The following is a 20,218-nucleotide window of genomic DNA, read 5'->3' as shown; positions in this document are numbered from 1 at the left end:
TGTAAATTGCCATATGGCGTCAATAACCATACATCGCGTCTCTACTTCTTGAAGAAGGCCGCCGCGGCCGCCGCCACGTCCTGCTTGTTCTTGATGGTGGCCTTCACGCGCACGATTTCTGCTTCCAGCGCCACGATGTAATCCTGCAGGTCACCGACGGACAGGCTGTTCAGGTCCAGGGGCTTGGCCGGCTTCTTTGTCGGCAGCAATTCGTCCAGATCAAATGCCATCGTGACCTCCCTCACTTTGTCTTGGCGCCATTCTGCGGTATCAGGCGGAAGACCGCAATTGCCGGACCTTGAACCAAGGAGAGCCCCCGTGACCCTGCCCCAGACCATGCGCGCCGTGGAGATCACCCAGCCCGGTGGGCCGGAGGTGCTGGTGCCTACCACCCGTCCCGTGCCGCAGCCGGCGGCGGGGGAAGTGCTGATCCGGGTGGCGGTGGCGGGTGTCAACCGGCCGGATGTGGTACAGCGCCAGGGGCTGTATCCACCGCCGCCGGGCGCCAGCGACCTGCCGGGCCTGGAAGTGGCCGGCACCATCGCCGCCATCGGCCCGGACGTCACGGGCTGGCAGGTGGGGGACACGGTCTGCGCCCTGCTGGGCGGTGGTGGCTATGCCGAATATGCCACGGCCCCGGTCGGCCAGTGCCTGCCCGTGCCTGAAGGTTTGGATATGGTTCAGGCGGCGGCCCTGCCGGAAACGGTGATGACCGTCTGGACCAACGTGTTCGAACGCGCCGGCCTGCTGCCTGGCGAAAGCCTGCTGGTCCATGGCGGGACCAGCGGCATCGGCACCATCGCCATCCAACTGGCCAAGGCGATGGGGGCCACGGTCTTTGCCACGGCCGGCGGGGCGGAGAAGGCGGCCGCCTGTGCGGCCCTGGGGGCTGACCACGCCATCGACTACAAGGCACAGGACTTCGTGGCCGTGGTGAAGGAAGCCACGGGCAAACGCGGGGTGGATGTGGTGCTGGACATGGTCGGCGGTGATTATCTGCCGCGCAATATCGATTGTCTGGCCATGGATGGACGCCATGTCTCCATCGCCTTTCTGCGCGGGCCCAAGGTGGAACTGAACCTGATGCCGGTGATGCTGAAGCGGCTGACCCTGACCGGGTCCACCCTGCGCGCCCGGTCGGCCGGTCAGAAGCGGGCCTTGGCGGCGGCCGTGCAGGAGAAGGTCTGGCCCTTGATCAGTGCGGGCAAGGTGCGCCCCGTCATCGCCGCCACCTTCCCCCTGGAACAGGCGGCCGATGCCCATCGGTTGATGGAAAGTTCCACCCATGTCGGCAAGATCATGCTGACACTGTGAGCGGTGAAGCGGTTTCAAAACCACCGGGATGCGAAAGAATCCCGTGGCTTGTACCGTTCCGGAACGGTATAGGAGAAGGGTCGTTGACTTGTCCGTCCGGTTGGCTGCGCGGGGCCCCTCCCGCGCGCGACGGGCGGCTTTTGCGTTCGCGGGTCATTTGACAGGTCATTTTCCGCCGGATTTTCCCGGCGAAGCGTTTCGAGGAGGAAGCATGGCACTGCCCCTGATGCCGAAGGCCACTGCCGTCTGGCTGGTCGAGAACACCAGTCTTACGTTCGAGCAGGTCGCGGAGTTCTGCGGCATGCACGAGCTTGAGGTGCAGGCCATCGCCGACGGCGAGGTTGCGGTGGGCATGGTCGGCCGTGACCCGATTGCCGGCGGTGAACTGACGGCGGCCGAAATCGCCCGTGTCGAGGCCAATCCCAACCTGAAGCTGAAGATGCGCGAGCAGGACCTGCCGCAGCCGGTCGCCCGCTCCAAGGGCCCGCGCTATACGCCGGTCACCAAGCGCGGCGACAAGCCGGATGCCATCGCCCATCTGCTGAAGGCCCATCCGGAATTGTCCGACGCGCAGATCTGCAAGCTGATCGGCACGACCAAGCCGACCATTGCCGCCGTGCGTGACAAGACCCACTGGAACGCCGCCAATATCAAGGCACGCAATCCCGTCCTGCTGGGCCTGTGCAGCCAGCGTGAACTGGATGCATCGCTGGAGAAGGCCCGCAAGGGCCGGCCGGAAGTCGAGACGCCGGATATGGACGCCATCGACGAGGATATGGACCCGACCTTGGCCGGGGACGAGGACGATACGGAAGAATAAGCGGACCTATCGGTTTCGCGTGGAATGGCCGGCCTCCAGATGGATGCCGGCCTTTTTCTTTTTGGGCGCCGTTACGATATCCTGCGCGTCGATCAATGCCAAACCAGGGGGATAGGGCATGACGCAATGGTTCTTCCATGATGGAGACAGCCGGGTGGGGCCGCTGGACGGGCAGGCCGCTCTGGATTATGTCCGCCAGCATCCCGACGCCTTCTGCTGGCGCAATGGCATGGGCGAATGGCTGCCCGTACGCGCCGTCGCCGACTTGTCGCCGCAGCCCGGCCCCTGGGGCGGGGCGGCCGGTGACCCGCCGCCCCCGCCGGGCGGCCGCCGTTCCCGCGCCGATGAGATTGACTTCAGGATCCATGGCCAGGAGATGCAGTTCGTCGAGATCGAACTGGATCCCGGCGAAAGCGCCATCGCCGAGGCCGGGGCCATGGTCTACAAGGATGCCAGCGTGGAGATGAACACCATCTTCGGCGATGGCAATGAAGGCGGCGGCTTCCTGGACAAGCTGATCGGGGCCGGCAAGCGCGTCATCACGGGCGAAAGCCTGTTCACGACAGTCTTTACCCAGGCGGGCCGGGGCAAGGCGCGCGTGGCCTTCTCCGCCCCCTATCCGGGTACGATCCTGCCGCTGAATCTGGCTGATCTGGGCGGTGAACTGATCTGTCAGAAGGACAGTTTCCTGGCGGCGGCCAAGGGCGTGTCCATCGGCATCCATTTCCAGCGCCGCATCCTGACGGGCCTGTTCGGCGGCGAAGGCTTCATCATGCAGCGACTGACCGGCGATGGCTGGGTCTTTGCCCATGTCGGCGGCACCATCATGGAACGGCAACTGGCGCCGGGTGAGGTGCTGCATGTCGATACGGGCTGTGTCGCTGCCTTCACGCCCGATGTGGATTTCGATCTGGTGCAGGTCGGCGGGGTGAAGTCGGTGCTGTTCGGCGGGGAAGGGCTGTTCTTCGCCACGCTGCGTGGGCCGGGTCGCGTCTGGATCCAGTCGCTGCCCTTCTCCCGTCTGGCCGGCCGCATGCTGTCGGCCGCCATGCCGGGGGCGAACAAGGGTGAAGGCAGCGTGCTGGGACCGCTGGGCGATATCGTCATGGGCAACAGGAAGTGATGCGCCCGGGGCCGGGGCGCGTGGCGCATCCCGGCCCCCAGCCTTATCCAGGGTGAACCATGTCTTCCGGCCGGACCCAGGTGCGGAACTGCTCCTCCGTCAGCAGGCCCAGCGCCAGGCCCGCCTCAAGCAGGGTCGTGCCCTCATGATGTGCCTTCTTGGCGATCCTGGCGGCATTGTCATAGCCGATATGGGGGTTGAGTGCCGTGACCAGCATCAGGCTCTCCCCCATCAATCGGCGGATGCGGTCGGTATTGGCGGTGATGCCGACGACGCAATTCTCTGCAAAGGACCGGCTGGCATCGCCGATCAGCTTGATGGACTGCAACAGGTTGTAGATCAGCACGGGCTTGAAGACGTTCAGCTCGAAATGGCCCGTGGCGCCGGCATGGGTGATGGTGACATGGTTGCCCATCACCTGGGCACAGACCATGGTCATGGCCTCTGACTGGGTCGGGTTGACCTTGCCGGGCATGATGGAACTGCCGGGCTCGTTCTCCGGCAGGCTGATCTCCCCGATGCCGCTGCGCGGGCCGCTGCCCAGCAGACGGATATCATTGGCGATCTTCATCAGCGACACGGCCACGGTATTCATTGCGCCTGATGCCTCCACGATGCTGTCATGGGCGGCCAGGGCTTCGAACTTGTTGGGGGCGGTGACGAAGGGCAGGTCGGTGATACGCGCCACCTCCACCGCAAAGGCCACGTCGAAGCCGACGGCACTGTTCAGCCCCGTACCCACGGCCGTGCCGCCCTGGGCCAGACGCAGCAGGGCCGGCAGCACGGCCTTCACCCGGTCGATGCCATAGGCCACCTGTTGCGCATAGCCGCCGAATTCCTGACCCAGTGTCATGGGCGTGGCGTCCTGCAGATGCGTGCGCCCGATCTTCACGATGGGCGCGAATTCCGCTGCCTTGGCGGCCAGTGCCGCATGCAGCTGTTCCAGCGCCGGCACCAGATCATGATAGATGCGCTCGGCCGCTGCGATATGCATGGCGGTCGGGAAACTGTCGTTGGAGCTTTGCCCCCGGTTCACATGGTCGTTGGGATGGACAGGCTTCTTCGACCCGACCTGCCCGCCCAGCAGTTCAATGGCGCGGTTGGAGATGACCTCGTTGGCATTCATGTTGGTCTGGGTGCCGGACCCGGTCTGCCAGACCACCAGCGGGAAATGGTCGATCAAGGTGCCGTCGATCACCTCGTCCGCGGCGCGCATGATGGCATCCGCCAGACCGGGATCCAGTTGGCCCAGCGTCACATTGGCCCGCGCGGCGGCCTTTTTCACGATGCCCAGTGCGCGCACCAGCGGCGGCGGCATACGTTCCCCGCCGATCTTGAAATTCTGCAGCGACCGTTGGGTCTGTGCCCCCCAATAGCGGTCGGCCGGAACCTCTATGGGACCGAAACTGTCGGTTTCGATGCGGATGTTGGCGGCCATCGCCCCGTTCCCCTGTTGCCGGATAGGGGGTCGACGGTAGCAGATGGCCGGGCGCGCGTCGCCGGTCTCAACCGAATTGCGACTTCCATTCCCGGAGCTGGCGCTCCGCTTCGTCCGACCCGGCCAGGATTTCCACCATGCGCAGGCTGTTGAACATCTGCCGCTGCGCTTCCGGTCCCAGCTTGCCGTCCCGCGTGCGGGGGGCCGCCCGCATATTGTTCAAGGTCGTCGACACGATATGCTGGCGTGCCTCGGTGATCTTGGTCGTCACCTCGCGCTGGATGCCCAGCGCATTGGCCAGCTTGGACGAGCGGCGCAGGGCCATGGCCAGCTGTTCGGCCTTTTGTATCGACTCGTCACTGGGCAGGCCGTCGGGCTGGCTGAACAGGGCATCGTGCAGGTTCTTGTCCACATCGGCGCAGATGTTTTTCAGGACGAACTGCCCGATTTCGGCGCGTGCATTCTTGACCTTGGAGCTGATGTCCTTGTCACGCAGGTTCTGGACCGTGTCATTGACAGAATTCAGACCGTCGGTCAGACGCTCCGCGGCGGCGGCCAGGCTGGCGGGGTCGCCGGAGATGTGCGGGTTCTCCCGATCGAAATCGGAGGTCTGGCGCAGCAGGTTGCCGACGACATAACCGGACATTTCCCGTGTCAGCGTCTCCTTCTCCGCCACCGTGCCGCCCAGCCGCACCTCGGCCAGCATGCGCAGCAATTCGCCAGGACGCTGCATGCGGGAGGCCAGGACCAGCAGCAGGGGCTGGGTCAGCGAAACATCCTCCTTGCCGAGCTCAATCAGGGCCGTGCGGATGATCTCTACGTGTGACTCGGCCAGATCCAGGATCGGTTTGGGCGGCAGGGCGGCCTTCAGCTTCTCCACCCGGCCGGCAACGACCAGGATCTGACGCATGGTGGCCAGCTGGCGCTGCACATCATCGTCGCGGCCGAACAGCGAAATCTTGAATTTCAGATTATTCTGGCACTCGTCGATGACCTCGCCCAGCGCACGCACGCCCTCGTCCCACAGCGGCTGGCACAGGACGGCGATGGCGGCCCCGTCGCGGTAATCGACCAGCGACACTTCCCGGTGCACCTCGTGCATCAGGCTGGTGGGCAACCGGTCCTTCACGGCACTCCAGCAAGGCGACAGCGTGGTCCGGCAGATGCGGTTGAGGCGCCGGCTGTAATGGTCGGCGTCGTCCAGCAGATCTTCCACGGGCAGGAAGAACAGGCGCGACAGGGCAGGTCGCCGCGGCGGGCGCAGGGTGACCAGACGGGGGCGCATCGCCTCAAATGCCTGCGAAACCTCGGGCTTGTCGCCCACCTGCTCCAGCAGGCGGTAGATCTGCAGCAGCTTGCGGTCAGGCAGGCGCGATGCATGGGCGGCCAGGGCCTGCCACTCGGTGGATTTTTGCGGATTGGTCGGCGTGGTGGGTTTGGTGTTCATGCCGCTTGCCCTCAACCCATCGCCGCTTTCAGGGCTTCAAGGCGCATCACGGCATCCATGTCCAGCACGCCGGTGCGCCAGTCCTGATTGACGCGCACCCATTTTTTCTGCATGCGCGCGATCGCCTCCAGATCCAGCTGGTCGGTGGCGTGGCTGATTTCCTCCCGCGGGATCAAGGGCAACAGGCGCGAGATATCGGTGATTGTCGTCTGGCGGGTGGCCGCCGGTTCGTCCTTCACGCTGTCCCACATGGCAATCAGGAATTCCCAGCCATCCAGCAACCAGGAAATGCGGGCGACGAATTCCTGAATGGATTTCAAAAGATTCGGGGCATCATTCACGATCTGCCGGGCGTCGCGGCAGGCGGCGTCCAGCTTGCTGATGCGCTGGCGGGCCAAGGTCAGCGTATGGTTGGCCACGGTGGAAACATAGGCACCCAGCATGGCCATGTCAGACGGGTCCGTGTCGGCAAAAAGCTGTGTGGTCTGGGCGAAGGCCTGCAGCCTGTCTGCCAGCGCGCGCAGACGACCGCCCTTCGGCGCCTGTGGCAAGCCGACGGGAGACACGGCCTCGCCCAGCTCATCCACGCGCATGGTCATGTCTTCTGGGGCGATATCGACCATATGCGCCACCTTGGCCAGCGCCTGGCGGGCGACGCGCTTGCTGTCGTCCGCCGTCATGCCGGGGCGCAGCAGGTCGGCGGCGCTGATGCCCACCAGCTTCAACAGCTCCGTTACCAGAATGAACTGGGTCAGCACCAGATATTGCGCATCCTGTTCCAGCAGCGTGGCAGCCTTGGTCGCCGCGCCGGGGCCGCATACGCCGGTCGCCTGGACGGTCAGGGCGCAGGTGCGGATCTGTTCGGGCGAATGCATTTCCAGCTGCTCGATCTCTTCGAACAGCAGCCGATCGTGCAGGGTCAGGGTCATGACGCTGGGCAGCCCTTTCCAGGGCAGCACATAGGTTCCCTTGCCGGCGGTAAAATTGGGCAGCAGGAACTCGAATCGATCATTCTGGTCCCGGCGCAACCGGGCCTGGCTCAATAACGGGGTGGTGAAGGGAACAGTGACGCCGCGTTCCTCGAACGTGGCGGGGGCGAACTCCTCCGTCATGCTCCGGGCCTTGCGGCCGATATCGCTTTGATCCGTCATGTCCGGCCGGCCCGTCTCGTCCCTAGATCTTCCATCGGCATATAAATGGTTATATGTCGAATTTTAGATAGTTAGAACGATTTCCGTGCCGCGGGAATGAGGATTTCAAGGTGGCGGGATCGCAGCACAGGGGTGCTGCCCGCGGCACCTTGACCCGTGGTCGGGCGGGTGCCTACATTTGCGGTCGACAGGCGGTCCGTTCCCGGGGACCGTACCCGAAACCTTCTCCCACCGAGGGACACATGGCCGATATCATCAATGTCACCGATAGCAGCTTCGAAAGCGACGTACTGAAGGGCGATGGCCCGATTCTCCTGGATTTCTGGGCGGAATGGTGCGGCCCCTGCAAGATGCTGGCCCCCAGCCTGTCGGAGCTGGCGTCCGAACTGGATGGCAAAATCTCCATCGCCAAGCTGAATATCGATGAGAATCCGACGGTGCCCAGCCGGTTCGGCGTGCGCGGCATCCCGACGCTGATGATCTTCAAGGATGGCCAGGTAACGGCCACGAAGATCGGTGCCCTGCCGAAGTCGCAGCTGAAGAGCTGGATCGAGCAGAACCTCTGACCCGTCCCGTCGTCAGATGGCAAGGGCCGGTCCTGCGCAGGGGCCGGCCCTTTTCATTCAATATCGGCCTAGTGCCGCCGCCGCGCAGGGAAGAGGATGCGGTGCAGGCGGGTGACGGCCGTGTCAAAAAACCGGTCGGGACGCATCAGCAGCTTGGTGATCAGGTTGCCCGGTGACAGCCGCGGCACGGAATCGATCATCTGGGCCAGCCGCGGATAACGCAAGGCACGGTCCATCCAGCGAACCGCCCGACGGTCGACGGGCAGGGGGCTCGGCAACCCGAAAAGTTCGGACAGCAATGTCAGATGGGCGGCGGCATAGGGGGCCCAGGCCGGCTCTTGCAGCGTATCAGCCAGATGGCCGGGCACGGAGCCGCCGAACAGCATCGACAACAGGCGCACCACGTCCAGTGCCTTCATCAGCGGCATCAGGCCCGTGCGCATGGCCGGGATCGACATGGTGGTGGACTGTACCATTGCATGCAGCACGCGTTCGCTGTCGCCAAGCCGGCCGATGCGCAGCCCCTCCCAGTCCAACCAGATGATGCCGGCGGCCGCCCGTTCGTCCGGCAGCATGCCGCGGTGTGCGGGGTCAATGACCGAGCGGTGCGTTTCGACCGCGACGGGGGTCTTCTTGCGTATGCGGGGGGCGAAATGGTGGGCGTCGGCCCATTCCGCGTCGGATGTGCTGTCGGGCACGCTGTAGCCGATGGCGTGCAGAGCGTCGATTGCCTTGCGCTGGTCGGCAGGATCGACAATCCACATGTCGATATCCAGCATCATGCGGTTGCTGTCCGCCCAGTCCGGTCTGGCCAGTTCCACCGCCCCCTTCAACCAGACCGGCGTCACGTTCGCCTGGTTCAGGGCTGCCGTCACTTCCCGCATCTGCTCGCGCATGCGGTGCAGCCGCTGGCGATGCAATCCACGCAGCGTTGACAGAAGGTCGCGTGCGGGATCCGGGGCGCTGTCCCACAAGCCATGCCGGTGCAAGGCCGCTTCCAGTTCCAGCATCATCATGTGCCGGTCCGCCAGTTCAACAAGCGTCGGCCAATCTTCCGCCTCCGGCGCCGGGGCGGTACCCGGAGGCGTCAGGGGCGAGACCAGACGGCAAAGCAGCCGCTGCAGGGCCAAACGGCTGGTTGGCATCAGGCGTCTCCTGCCAGCATCGCTTCCAGCAGAGGTTGAGCCGATTGCAGGTCGCCATAGGTCAGGCGGAATATCGGCAACTCCTCCAAATAGGCGAACAGACTCTGCAGCAGATCGGCTTCCAGATGGTCGCCGGTGGTGATCCCGCTGGCGGAGAGCAGCGTCAGGCCTTCCTGCAGGTCGATCGGCACCGCTGTCGCCGGGCTGCCTGCCTCATAGCGGGGGAAGACGATGGCACGAACCTTTCGTGACGATGTGGTCCAGGGTATCTGGCGATGGCGTGGCAACGGCATGTAACGGGCATCGCGGGCCGCGCATGGGATGACCGGCTGCGCCATCAGGGATGGATAATGTGCAGCAAGGATGGGCCAGGACCCGTTTTTGACAGCCAGGGCCGTCGGGAATGGCAGTGCCAGAAGCCCGTTCCGCCCGGCAGCCAGCCCGATGATGTCGTCGCCACCAAAATACCAGCCGTGACTGGCCAGCCATCCGGTCAACGTGCTTTTCCCGGCACCGGAAATGCCCGGCAGGACAATGCAGCCGCCATCCTTGCCGACCAGACCCGCATGCATGATGGCCAGAAGGGACTGGTCTGCGGCGTAGGCAGCACGGACCAGTTCGTGCAGGAATCGGCTTAGCATCTCCGTATTGTCGGTGGACCAAAGCCATTGGTCGTCATTTCTCACCCAGACCCGTTGACCATCCGTCATCAGAGCGAGGTCATGGGCAGGCAGCGGCCCGGTTTCTGGCCCTGCGATGATCATCATCCCGGACAGGATGTGCCGGAGCCGACGGGTCATGTCCTGGAAGGAGGGCGGACCGTCCTGCCCGATATGACAGGAAACAGTTTTTCCTGAGGGCAGAAGCAGGCGGTGGCTGATCACCGGGCCGTCGGGCGGCGCGATCCCGTCGGTGGGCGGGTGAACATTGCCGTAGGGCGCAACATCAGGTTCCATGCGGCGCAATTGCAGTGCGGCGCCGTCCTCATCAATCCATTCAAGCGCGCGCCAGCCGGCAAGACAGGCGCCGACATCCAGTTCGATGATCGACCGCTCCACCCCGTACAAGTCAGCCAGCGTCAGGCACAGGTCGTCCTGCGATAAGCCGCCATCTTCAAGCAGGTGCCAGATAGTTGCCGCGGTCGCATTGAGGATGTGCAACTCCCGGCTGACATTGTCGATGACGGCCAGATGATCAGCGAGCGGCCATGTTGAAAAACGCCTGATGGTCTTCTTTGGCACGGATCTGGGCTTTGACTAAAAAATTTAGAAAGCCGTTTCCTGTCGAAAGTGGGCCTCGCGGTCCGGACGGGAAACGGCATCCAGGATAAACCGCAGGCAGATCATCCGCAGTTGCTGCAGGGCGCGGCATCAACCTTCAACGTGATGAGGGTCACCGGTGCGGCATAGGCGAGGGCCTTGCCGGCCCGAACCAGCGCAGCGCGACGGTGCATGTCGGTTGACTTTTCCTTGTCGTTGCCGGTTTTCATGTTGTCTTTCATAAGTTTGCGAATCCTCTGTTAATCAATCGGCGTGCCGGGGTAAGGGGGCCCTGAAGGCGGTCAGGACCCGCTGTGGAGGCATTGCCCAGTCTGATCGTGGGTGGTCAGTCCGGCGCAATGTTGTGACAGCAGAAATATTCCGGGCTGGGTCCGCGGTGATGGTGCAACCCCTTTGGCTGCGCTCTCGCTCAGTAATGCGAGCTTCAGCCCCGAATTCAGCCCACATGCTGAAATTTCGCATGCCGCATTGCCGATATCAACTGCAATCTAAGGGTGAGCGGCGGCGCTTGTCGTTCTTCCCGGCTTGCGCGTCGAGGCAGGGGCAATCGGCGACGGCAGCATCGTCACCGTCCGCCAGTCCGCACGCGCGGCACCGTGCCTTCAGCTGCCGGCTCTGGCTTCCACCGCCATAATGGCCAGCGTTGCCGGCGCCAAATAGGCGACGGATTTTACGGCCCCGACCAGAACGGCGCGTCGCTTGGATAGCGCTGCCGCCTCACTTCCCGGTTCTATCGGGTCGCCGTCTTCGGCGCAACGATAGACGTGGCGCGTCTCGCCTTGCTCTGCGTTCCGCATTCAGCTCTCCCTGATCAGCCGTCCGCGCTTGTCGCGTGGGCCTGTATGGTCAATGCAGTCAGCGTGATCGGCGCAACATAGGCAGCCGCCTTCAGCGTCCGGACCAGCGTGGCGCGGCGGTCAAGGTCCACCTTCGGCCCGGAGTTGCTGTCGTCGACTGTTTCGGTTCTGCCGGTATCCATGTCGTCACCTTTCCACTGGCGCACAGTTCTGTCGCGTTCCTGATCAGGGCGGCGGGACAGAAGTGGCATGGGCCTCAACATTCAGCAGGGCAATCGTAGCGGGGGCTACGTACGCGACCTTGCCCAATCGTACCAGGGCGGCCCGACGCCGAGGATCAATCTCGGACGGGGTGGCAGGCCCCGGGGCCTCTTGGGATTGTTGCACTGGTCGCACCATCAAGCCGCTGGAAACTACAAGAATTACCCAGCCATGCTAGTTTTGATTGTGTGGGCGTGTCAATATTTCCAGCGTGCCGGTTGCGTTATTGGTTGTCCGTCAGCACATGCCCCGCCAGATAAAGGGAGCCGCAAATCAGCAGCCTTGCCGGCCTTCCGCTGTCGGCATGGGTGGTCAGATCGCCCACCGCTGACGCGACATCCGGGCTGGCGGTGGCGTCGATCCCGGCTTGGCGGGCGAACTCAGCCGCGTCCTCGGCCGACACGCTGTTGATTTCATCGGGAATGGCGACGGCGCGCAGACGGCGGATATAGGGGGCCAGGGGGGACAGGAAATCCAGGGGCCGTTTGCTGCCCAGCATCCCGAACACCAGATCCAGATCGTAACCATCACCGGCCCACCGGGCCAGTTGCATGGCCAGCACCTCTCCCGCGCTGTCATTATGGCCACCGTCCAGGTACAGGTCCCAGCCGTGGGGAAGCAGTGCTGGCAGGGGGCCGCGGGTCAGCCGTTGCAGACGGGCGGGCCATTCGACCCGGGTCAATCCGACCCGGATCGCATCGGCGCTGATCGTCAGCGGCAGATGGGCCGTGGCGGCGATGGCCAGCCCGGCATTGTGGATCTGATGGGCGCCCATAAGGCCCGGCGGTGGCAGGTCCAGATCGCGGGTCGCGTCCTTGAATCGGAAGCCATCGGCGGTGGGTACGGAAGACCAGTCCCGGCCGTACAGTGACAGTGGTGCTGAAAGGGAATCGGCCCGGTCGGTGAAGACCTGTGTCACCACGGGATCGGGTTGAGGACTGGCCAGGACCGGGCACCCTTGCTTGATGATGCCGGCTTTCTCACCCGCGATCTCTGCCAGCGTCGGCCCCAGAAACTGCGTATGATCCAGGGAGATGCGGGTCAGCAGACTGGCCGCCGGACGGTCGATGACGTTGGTCGCGTCCAGACGTCCGCCCAGTCCCACTTCCAGCAGCAGCAGGTCGGCCGGCATGCGGGAAAAGGCCAGGAAGGCGGCGGCCGTTGTCACCTCGAAAAAGGTGATCGGCTCGCCGGCATTGGCGTCTTCCACCTCCTCCAGCAGATCGGCCAGTTCATCATCGCTGATCAACTGTCCCGACAGCCGGATTCGTTCGTTGAAACGGACCAGATGCGGAGAGGTGTAGACATGCACGCGATAACCCGCGGCTTCGGCAAAGGCGCGCAGAAACGCCACCGTGCTGCCCTTGCCGTTGGTGCCGGCGACGTGCACGGTGGGGGGAAGGCGTCGTTCGGGGTGCCCCAGTTTCGCCAGCAGCCGTTCGATCCGGCCCAGCGACAGGTCGATGACCACCGGATGCAATTGCCGCATCCGATCCAGCGCCGCCGCCAATCGGGGGGCGGCAGGGACCAGCGGCCGGGCCTTGATCATTATTGGTAGCCCGCCCCACCCTGGATGGCGCTGACAGCCGGTCCCTTGCGGGATGTGCCGGGACGGTCGCCGCCACGGCCGATCTTCACCACTTCCGCGCTGGGGCCGGGACGGCGCAGCAGGTCGATGATGCGGGCCAGGGTATTCCGCAGCTCCTTGCGGTGGACAACCATATCCACCATGCCATGGTCGCGCAGATATTCCGACCGCTGGAACCCTTCGGGCAGCGTCTCGCGGATCGTGCTTTCAATGACGCGGGCGCCGGCAAAGCCAATCTGCGCGCCCGGTTCGGCGATATGGATGTCGCCCAGCATGGCGAAGCTGGCTGTCACGCCGCCCGTCGTCGGGTCGGTCAGCAGCACGATATAGGGCAGGCCGGCCTCCTTCACCATTTCCACGGCGATGACGGTACGCGGCATCTGCATCAGCGACAGGATCGCCTCCTGCATGCGCGCCCCGCCCGATGCCGGGACGGCGATCAGCGGCACCTGCTGCAACACGGCCAGACGGGCGGCGGCCAGCAGGCCTTCACCCACGGCCATGCCCATGGACCCGCCCATGAAGTTGAAGTCGAAGGCGGCGACCACGGCCCCCTGGCCGTTGATCTTGCCATGGGCGACGACGATAGCGTCCTGGCGGCCGGTCTTCGTCTGCGCTTCCTTCAGACGGTCGGTATAGCGCTTCTGGTCGCGGAACTTCAGCGGATCGACCACGACCTTTGGCAGTTCGATCGTCTGATAGCCGGGGTCCAGCAGCATCTTCAGCCGCCGCACCGGATCCAGACGCATATGGTGGCCGCAATGCTGGCAGACATGCAGTTGCTCCTCCAGATCGCGGTGGAACAGCATGGCGCCGCAGGACGGGCACTTGTGCCACAGATTATCCGGGACCTCCTTCTTGGAGACGAGGGCCTGGATCTTGGGTTTGACGAAGTTGGTCAGCCAGTTCATGGGGTACCTTCAAGGCGGGACAGGATCCCGCTGAGTATGGTCGCAATCACCTTCACGTTTGGCTTCGTCTCGATGAGACTGCCATGGGCAATGGCGTTACGATCCTCATATAGCGCTTTGACAGTTGCGTAATCCGGGGACCCCTTGTCCGTCAACAGTGCCAATCGACGAAGGAAGTCCATTTTTCGGACATCAATGATCGTCCAGACACGTCGATCGGTGGGAACGGAGCTTTGCCGCCCCTCAGCGGCCCGGGCCAGAGCCAACTCCGTCACCAAGTGTTCAAACCGGGCAAACAACATAAAGAAATAGGCATTAGCTGTAATCTTCGACAGCATGTAAGGTTCATCGAAGCCGACACCATTGTACGCAGTGGACGATACGTCAATCCTGGTCCGCATCGCATCGTCAGCGATTTCATGGGCATCGGTGATGGCTTTAAACGGACTCAACGCAGGCTCTTCAAAATCGACTGGAAGGATTCCTTTGTAAGCGGTCGCAGAAACTCGCCATGCTGTGTGTAACGCCAGTCCGGGGCGCCTAGTTGACCAATATCCGCTAACGTCTCGTGAAAATCATTGGAAAAAATCCACACTTGGCCGCGTGTCCCGATGACCCAACGCGCGTCGGGCCACACGGACAACCAACCCTGATCCGTCTTTGATCGAAGCCTAATTTCTGCTGCCAACCGTGCGGCATCGCCCTCGGGCCGCTTTTCAATTAGAAGCATTGGCAACACAACGGGTTCATTGATACCGACTAGCTGCATCTTGTGTTCCAGCTTTTCGGTTTCAGCCACTAGGCAGTCAATGCCAGGCACCTCGATCGACCACTGGCGCAACTGTTCCATCAGGTCAGCCAGGCGCGCCTTCCAGTCGATGATATCCGCCTCCACCTCCGCCCGTATCGGGGGCGGGGGAAGGTGTGTGTAATCATCATCAAACGCATAAGCCATGGCACACCTCGCGGGTCCAGGTGCCTCACCCCCGGGCGTTGCGCACGCCCTGGGCCAGCGCCTGCACGAAGCCTAGCACATTGTCCACCAGCCCGGCAGTGGGCTTGCCCTCGGCGTCCAGGTTGGCCTCAACCTGGCGGACAATGGCGCTGCCGACCACGGCGGCGTCGGCCACGCGGGCCACGGCAGCCGCCTGGTCGGGGGTGGAGATGCCGAAGCCGACGGCCAGCGGCAGGTCGGTATGGCGGCGCAGGCGGGTGATCGCCTCGTCAATCGCGGCGCTGCTGGCGCTGGCGGCACCGGTGATGCCGGTGACCGACACGTAATAGACAAAGCCCGACGTATTGGCGAGCACGGAAGGCAAGCGCTGATCGTCCGTGGTCGGGGTGGTCAGGCGGATGAAACTGACGCCGGCACGGCAGGCCGGCTCGAACAACTCCTGGTCCTCTTCCGGCGGCAGGTCGACAACGATCAGGCCATCGACGCCGGCAGCCTTGGCGTCAACCAGGAACCTTTCGACACCATAGGCGTAAATGGGATTGTAGTAGCCCATCAGGACCAGCGGCGTGTCCTGGTCTTGCGTGCGGAAGGCCCGGACCAGTTCCAGCGTGCGGGTCATACGGGCGCCGGCCTTCAGGGCGCGCAATCCCGCCGCCTGGATGGCCGGACCGTCGGCCATCGGGTCGGTGAAGGGCATGCCCAGTTCGATAATGTCGGCCCCGGCGGCCGGCAGCCCCTTCAGCAGGGCCAGACTGGTTTCATGATCGGGATCGCCTGCGGTGATGAAGGTGACAAGGCCGCCGCGGCCCTGCTCCTTCAAAGCGGCGAAACGACGGTCGATGCGGCCGGAGGTCGGGGCGGCTTGGATCGGGGCGCTGGTCATGCGAGGGGCTTCCAAACTGCGGTCAAAAAGGCGGCGCACCATAGACGCTGTCATGGTGCTAAACAACGCCACTTTACGCGCGTCGGCCCGGCGTGGATCACCCCCACTATGCGCTTCGGCCTAAGCCGGGCTCCGACGATGAAACAGCTTCACCCTGTGCGGACAAGGGCGTTAACTGCACGGGACGATATGGTTGAGGCAGGCGGATTTGCAGGACAGTTTCGACCATGGATTGGTGAGGGGCGAACTGGCGGCGGCCAATCCGGCGAACCCGTCGCGGGCCGTCGTCTGGCTGGCGCTGACGGCTTTGCTGGTGGCACTGGGCCTGTTCGGGGTGGAGATGTTCCTGGGCCGGGCTCGCGTCATGGACCGGGCCGTCACCGATGTCCGCGCCACCTCCGATCAACTGGCCGAACATGCGGCCCGGCTGATGGGGGCCCACGCCCTGATTCTGCGCAACGCCGAATGGCTGGTCCGCAACCAGGGCTGGGACACGGTGGCCAACACCCCCCGCGTCTACGAATGGCTGCGCGATCTGGCGGGAGAGGCGCCGGAGGTTCAGAGCTACTGGCTGGTCGACGTTGATGGTCGCGTCCGCATCACGACCTTCCGCTGGCCGGTTCCCGCGTTGAACGTCGCCGACCGTGATTACTTCGCCCCGCATGAAGGCGGGCTGGTCGGCCCCTATGTCACCGGCCGCCTGATCGGGCGGCTGAATCCGGAAGTGTTCTTTGCCCTGTCACGGCGCATCGAAAGTCGTGAGGGAAAATTCCTGGGTGTGGTGCAGGTATCGCTGCGGCCCGCCTATTTCGAGGCATTCTATGCCTCCATTGCCGTGCGGCCCGACACGGAGGTGATGCTGGTCCGCGATGATGGAGAGGTCCTGGCCCGCCACCCATCCCCGGAATCATCAGAGGCGGCGCTGGGTAATGTCGCCGCCCTGGTTGCTCAACGGGCGCCGTCGACGGGCCTGATGACGGCACATTCACCGTTTGACGGCAAGGAACGGCTCTATGCCGTGGCCGATGTGGATCGTGTGCCGGTCCGGGTCGTCTATGGTGTCGCGACGGCAGAACTGGAGTCCGAGTGGGCTTGGACGGCGCTGGGCCATTTCAGCTTCGCCATGATCGCCACCCTGCTGCTGTTGCCGCTGGCGCTGGTGGCCTTGCGCCAGACGCGGCAGGCCGAACAGGCACAGGGGCTTCTGCGCACCAGCAACGCGGCGCTGGAAGCCCGCGTGCGGGAACGCACGGCGCACCTGGACACGGCCCTGGACGATCTGCGCCGCAGCGAGGAACGGTTGAGCCGGCTGTTCAACACGGCCCCCGTGGCGATCATGGAGATCGGACCGGACGGGCGCTACACGGATGTCAACGCGGCGGCTGAACGTATCCTGGGCCTGTCGCGATCGGCCATCATCGGCGTTCGCCACGATGCGGCATTGTGGCATGCGACGGGCCTGGACGGCCGGCCGCTGGCCACGGTGGACTACCCGACCGCCCGCGCCCTGGCGGGTGAAGAGGTACGCGACGGCGAATATGCCCTGCGCGATCCCAAGACGGGCGCGCGGCAGATATTGTCGGTGAATGCCGCGCCCATCCGGGACGATGATGGCCGGATCATCGGCTGTACGGCCACCGCCATGGATGTGACGGGCCGGTACGAGGCGGAGGACCGCCAGCGCCTGCTGATGCGCGAGGTGGACCACCGGGCCAAGAATGCGCTGGCCGTGGCCCAGGCCGTGGTCAGGCTGAGCCGCGCCGACAGCATCGACGCTTTCGTCCATGCGGTGGAGGGGCGCATCTCCTCCCTGGCCCGTTCCCACAGCCTGCTGGCACAGGCCTCCTGGGTTGGAGCCGACCTGGAACGGCTGATCGAGGATGAAGTTCTGTCCTTTACTGCCGATAATGGACGCCTGACCGTGCGCGGGCCGCGGGTCAAGCTGGGGCCCGACATGGTGCAGTCATTGGGCCTGGTGTTCCATGAATTGGCGACCAATGCTGCCAAGCATGGGGCCCTGTCGACCCCTGGGGGCCAGGTGACGGTCGACTGGTCGGTGCGGCGCAATACGCTGGAACTGACCTGGACGGAGACAGGGGGACCGCCCCTTTTCGGTCCGCCGACGCGTCAGGGGTTCGGCTCAACCCTGCTGAGCCAGGTGTTGCATCATCAGCTTGGTGGCAAGATCGAGATGGCGTGGGAAAGTCAGGGATTGCGTTGCAACCTTACCCTGCCCCTGGGCGTGACGCCGGTCTGATACCAGTGTCACGCAATCGCCGGGACCTACATCCGCAGGCTTGGCTACGCCGCATGAGCGGCGCGGCGTCAGCGGCGGACCATCAGGAAGGCCAGGATGGCCGTGGTTGCCGAGACATTAAGTGACTGCACCCAGCCGCTGCCGGCGATGGTGACCAGTTCGGTGCAGGCGGCCTGACTGGCGGGCGGCATGCCCTGTTCCTCGTTCCCCATGACCACGGCCACGGGCTTGCCCCCTGGCTGGCGCGACAGGTCGGAGAGCGCCGGGAACGGCCCCAGGGCTGTGCCGATGGTGCGATAGACCTGTCCCAGCGTCTTCAATGCCGCGGCAAAATCCGTCGCCCGGTGCAGATTGACATATTCGAACCCACCTTCGGCCACGCGATACGCGGCCTCGGAGGGCAGGGCCTGGGCCGGATGATCAGAGATGATGATGCGTTCGATGCCGAAAAATGCGGCTGTGCGGATGATGGCGCCCAGATTATGCGGGTTCGACACACCGTCCAGCAGCAGCAGGGGGTTGCCTGCCGCCGCCCAGCCCTTGGCCAAATCCAGGCTGTAGGGAAGGATCGGGCGCGGGGCGGCTTCCGCGATGATGCCGCCATGCATGGCGGAGCCGCCGATCTTCTCCAGCTCCGCCCCCGGCACCATCCGATAGGGTTTGCGGGCGGCTGCCAGCATGGCGCAGAAGGGGCCGGCCGCGTCCTTCAACCGCTCGTCATAATAAAGCTTCTCCACCCGGTCCGGTTCGCGCGCGAACAGGGCGGCCACGGCGGGAAGACCCGCGATGCGGAACGGCTTGCGTCGGCCCTTGCCCGCAACCGGCGGCGCGACCTTGGGCTTCAGCGACAGGGTGGGGCGGTTGCTCATCGGATCAGGCCGCGAAGAAGGTCAGCCAGGTCAGCATGATGGCACCCAGCGCGATGCGATACCAGGCGAAGGGGGCGAAGCCGTGGCGGCCCACGAAATTGACCAGCCACCGGACCACCAGCAGGGCCGACAGGAAGGCGACCGCGAACCCGATGGCGATCAGCCCGATATTCCCCACCTCCAGTACCGCCCGGTTCTTATACAGGTCGTAGGTTGCGGCCCCCAGCATGGTGGGGATGGCGACGAAGAAGCTGAACTCCGCGGCGGCCTTGCGCTCCACCCCCATCAGCAGCGCGCCGATGATGGTGGCACCCGACCGCGAGACGCCGGGTATCATGGCCAGACACTGGGCAAAGCCGATGGCCAGCGACAATTTCGGCGGAAAAGCCTCAACGGCGAAATGCTGGGGACGGGGCACCAGCCGTTCCGCCGCCAGGATGGCGATGCCGCCGACAATCAGGGCGACCGACACGACCGTGGGGTTGAACAGCACGCTTTTGATATAGGAATGTGCCAGGGCGCCGATGACGGCCGCGGGCAGGAAGGCCAGCAGGATGGCGGCCGTGAAACGGTAACTCTCGCCATTGCCCTGGGTCAGGCCACGCACCACCCCCCACAGTTTGCCGAAATAGACCAGAAGGATGGCCAGGATGGCGCCCAACTGGATCACGACCTTGAACAGATCCTCTGCCTGGCCCTTGAAGCCCAGCATCTCGCCCAGCAGAATCAGATGGCCGGTGGAAGAGACGGGAATGAACTCCGTCAACCCTTCCAGCAGGCCCAGAAGGACGGCGTCGAGATATTGGGCGAGGTCGGTCAAGATCGGCTTCCATGACTGGGCGCGGCTGCCGGCCTTATAGCAGTGCGACGCCGGGGCTGCGAGGGCCATGGTGGCGGCTCCTTGTCACGTTCATGTGACAAGAGATGGTGCCGTGTGGGCACGGGGGCGGGAAAATTCAACCCCAACCACAAGATAATGCGCAATCCGTAGCGGCAATGCAGATACGCCCTTCCATGCCGGCCCTTAGATTTCATATGATCGTCGGGTGCGTAAGAGGGACATATCAAGTGATCGTTAACCGCCATGTCTGAGGATGAGAAGAACGGTAATGGAGGGTCGGCGACGGGTGTGGCCATCAAGGCCAAGCCCAAGACGAAAAAGCCTTCCATGTACAAGGTTCTGATGCTGAACGACGACTACACCCCCATGGAGTTCGTCGTGCATGTGCTGGAACGCTTCTTCAACAAGAATCGGGACGAAGCCACCCGGATCATGTTGAATGTTCATCGGCGTGGTGTCGGCGTTTGCGGCGTGTTCACCTATGAGGTGGCGGAGACGAAAGTGGCCCAGGTCATGGACTTCGCCCGCCAGCACCAGCACCCGTTACAGTGCACCCTGGAAAAGGATTAGCG

Annotated in this window: 22 protein-coding genes; 6 read left to right on the top strand and 16 right to left on the bottom strand. The window is 64.1% G+C overall.

What is annotated here, in order from left to right; all coding sequences use genetic code 11:
- Positions 1-41: 41 nt before the first annotated feature.
- The gene (locus ACODTW_RS15025) at positions 42-230 is read right to left on the bottom strand and encodes a DUF1192 domain-containing protein (protein WP_488946840.1); all 189 of its coding nucleotides are present in this window, start codon (positions 228-230) and stop codon (positions 42-44) included.
- Between the two features lie 106 nt (positions 231-336).
- Between ACODTW_RS15025 and ACODTW_RS15020 the strand changes: the two genes are divergently transcribed.
- The 3 genes from ACODTW_RS15020 to ACODTW_RS15010 all read left to right on the top strand — a co-directional run bounded on the left by ACODTW_RS15020 (position 337) and on the right by ACODTW_RS15010 (position 3,257).
- Complete coding sequence (locus tag ACODTW_RS15020; RefSeq protein ID WP_488946948.1) at positions 337-1,314, top strand: NAD(P)H-quinone oxidoreductase; 978 nt, start codon at positions 337-339, stop codon at positions 1,312-1,314.
- A gap of 211 nt (positions 1,315-1,525) precedes the next feature.
- Complete coding sequence (locus tag ACODTW_RS15015; RefSeq protein WP_488946839.1) at positions 1,526-2,134, top strand: DUF1013 domain-containing protein; 609 nt, start codon at positions 1,526-1,528, stop codon at positions 2,132-2,134.
- 118 nt (positions 2,135-2,252) lie between these two features.
- Positions 2,253-3,257, top strand: coding sequence for a TIGR00266 family protein (locus tag ACODTW_RS15010; RefSeq protein WP_488946837.1), 1,005 nt, complete (start codon positions 2,253-2,255; stop codon positions 3,255-3,257).
- A 43-nt stretch (positions 3,258-3,300) separates the two neighbouring features.
- On the opposite strand, the gene fumC is transcribed toward ACODTW_RS15010, so the two are convergent.
- The 3 genes from fumC to ACODTW_RS14995 all read right to left on the bottom strand — a co-directional run bounded on the left by fumC (position 3,301) and on the right by ACODTW_RS14995 (position 7,293).
- The gene (gene fumC, locus ACODTW_RS15005) at positions 3,301-4,695 is read right to left on the bottom strand and encodes a class II fumarate hydratase (RefSeq protein ID WP_488946836.1); all 1,395 of its coding nucleotides are present in this window, start codon (positions 4,693-4,695) and stop codon (positions 3,301-3,303) included.
- Positions 4,696-4,762: 67 nt separating this feature from the next.
- Positions 4,763-6,142, bottom strand: a complete 1,380-nt coding sequence (locus ACODTW_RS15000; RefSeq protein WP_488946834.1) for a hypothetical protein — start codon at positions 6,140-6,142, stop codon at positions 4,763-4,765.
- An 11-nt stretch (positions 6,143-6,153) separates the two neighbouring features.
- Entirely contained in the window at positions 6,154-7,293 is a 1,140-nt protein-coding gene (locus tag ACODTW_RS14995) for a hypothetical protein (RefSeq protein ID WP_488946833.1), read from the bottom strand.
- Between the two features lie 242 nt (positions 7,294-7,535).
- On the opposite strand from ACODTW_RS14995, the gene trxA reads away from it, so the two are divergent.
- Positions 7,536-7,859, top strand: coding sequence for a thioredoxin TrxA (trxA, locus tag ACODTW_RS14990; RefSeq protein WP_488946832.1), 324 nt, complete (start codon positions 7,536-7,538; stop codon positions 7,857-7,859).
- Positions 7,860-7,927: 68 nt separating this feature from the next.
- Here trxA and ACODTW_RS14985 read toward each other — a convergent pair whose 3' ends face one another.
- The 10 genes from ACODTW_RS14985 to trpA all read right to left on the bottom strand — a co-directional run bounded on the left by ACODTW_RS14985 (position 7,928) and on the right by trpA (position 15,679).
- Positions 7,928-9,004, bottom strand: coding sequence for a nucleotidyltransferase family protein (locus ACODTW_RS14985; RefSeq protein ID WP_488946831.1), 1,077 nt, complete (start codon positions 9,002-9,004; stop codon positions 7,928-7,930).
- Positions 9,004-10,245 carry a PqqD family peptide modification chaperone gene (locus ACODTW_RS14980; protein ID WP_488946830.1) on the bottom strand — a complete coding sequence of 414 codons (1,242 nt, stop codon included), beginning with the start codon at positions 10,243-10,245 and terminating at the stop codon, positions 9,004-9,006. Before ACODTW_RS14980 ends, ACODTW_RS14985 begins: the two co-directional genes overlap by 1 nt.
- A gap of 101 nt (positions 10,246-10,346) precedes the next feature.
- A complete protein-coding gene (locus tag ACODTW_RS14975) occupies positions 10,347-10,505 on the bottom strand; it encodes a hypothetical protein (protein ID WP_488946829.1) in 159 nt (52 codons plus the stop codon).
- A 381-nt stretch (positions 10,506-10,886) separates the two neighbouring features.
- Positions 10,887-11,081 (bottom strand): hypothetical protein, encoded by a 195-nt coding sequence (locus tag ACODTW_RS14970; RefSeq protein WP_488946828.1) that lies wholly within the window; start codon positions 11,079-11,081, stop codon positions 10,887-10,889.
- A 14-nt stretch (positions 11,082-11,095) separates the two neighbouring features.
- The gene (locus ACODTW_RS14965) at positions 11,096-11,332 is read right to left on the bottom strand and encodes a hypothetical protein (protein WP_488946827.1); all 237 of its coding nucleotides are present in this window, start codon (positions 11,330-11,332) and stop codon (positions 11,096-11,098) included.
- 233 nt (positions 11,333-11,565) lie between these two features.
- The gene (locus ACODTW_RS14960; protein WP_488946826.1) at positions 11,566-12,891 is read right to left on the bottom strand and encodes a bifunctional folylpolyglutamate synthase/dihydrofolate synthase; all 1,326 of its coding nucleotides are present in this window, start codon (positions 12,889-12,891) and stop codon (positions 11,566-11,568) included.
- Positions 12,891-13,841, bottom strand: coding sequence for an acetyl-CoA carboxylase, carboxyltransferase subunit beta (accD, locus tag ACODTW_RS14955; protein ID WP_488946825.1), 951 nt, complete (start codon positions 13,839-13,841; stop codon positions 12,891-12,893). Before accD ends, ACODTW_RS14960 begins: the two co-directional genes overlap by 1 nt.
- Positions 13,838-14,293: a hypothetical protein gene (locus ACODTW_RS14950; RefSeq protein ID WP_488946824.1), complete on the bottom strand. Its 456-nt coding sequence runs from the start codon at positions 14,291-14,293 to the stop codon at positions 13,838-13,840. Before ACODTW_RS14950 ends, accD begins: the two co-directional genes overlap by 4 nt.
- Positions 14,290-14,796 carry a hypothetical protein gene (locus ACODTW_RS14945; protein ID WP_488946823.1) on the bottom strand — a complete coding sequence of 169 codons (507 nt, stop codon included), beginning with the start codon at positions 14,794-14,796 and terminating at the stop codon, positions 14,290-14,292. Before ACODTW_RS14945 ends, ACODTW_RS14950 begins: the two co-directional genes overlap by 4 nt.
- A 25-nt stretch (positions 14,797-14,821) precedes the next feature.
- Positions 14,822-15,679: a tryptophan synthase subunit alpha gene (trpA, locus tag ACODTW_RS14940; protein ID WP_488946822.1), complete on the bottom strand. Its 858-nt coding sequence runs from the start codon at positions 15,677-15,679 to the stop codon at positions 14,822-14,824.
- Positions 15,680-15,872: 193 nt separating this feature from the next.
- Between trpA and ACODTW_RS14935 the strand changes: the two genes are divergently transcribed.
- The gene (locus tag ACODTW_RS14935) at positions 15,873-17,936 is read left to right on the top strand and encodes an HWE histidine kinase domain-containing protein (protein WP_488946821.1); all 2,064 of its coding nucleotides are present in this window, start codon (positions 15,873-15,875) and stop codon (positions 17,934-17,936) included.
- A 68-nt stretch (positions 17,937-18,004) separates the two neighbouring features.
- Here ACODTW_RS14935 and ACODTW_RS14930 read toward each other — a convergent pair whose 3' ends face one another.
- On the bottom strand, positions 18,005-18,805 hold the full coding sequence (locus tag ACODTW_RS14930) for a TrmH family RNA methyltransferase (RefSeq protein WP_488946820.1): 801 nt from the start codon (positions 18,803-18,805) through the stop codon (positions 18,005-18,007).
- Between the two features lie 4 nt (positions 18,806-18,809).
- A complete protein-coding gene (locus ACODTW_RS14925; RefSeq protein WP_488946819.1) occupies positions 18,810-19,694 on the bottom strand; it encodes an undecaprenyl-diphosphate phosphatase in 885 nt (294 codons plus the stop codon).
- A gap of 195 nt (positions 19,695-19,889) precedes the next feature.
- Between ACODTW_RS14925 and clpS the strand changes: the two genes are divergently transcribed.
- Entirely contained in the window at positions 19,890-20,216 is a 327-nt protein-coding gene (gene clpS, locus ACODTW_RS14920; protein WP_488946818.1) for an ATP-dependent Clp protease adapter ClpS, read from the top strand.
- The last annotated feature ends 2 nt before the right edge of the window (positions 20,217-20,218 follow it).

Source organism: Niveispirillum sp. FG148 (genome assembly GCF_057809655.1).
Note: the sequence above shows the minus strand (reverse complement) of the source record. Positions and strands in the feature narration are given on the sequence as shown.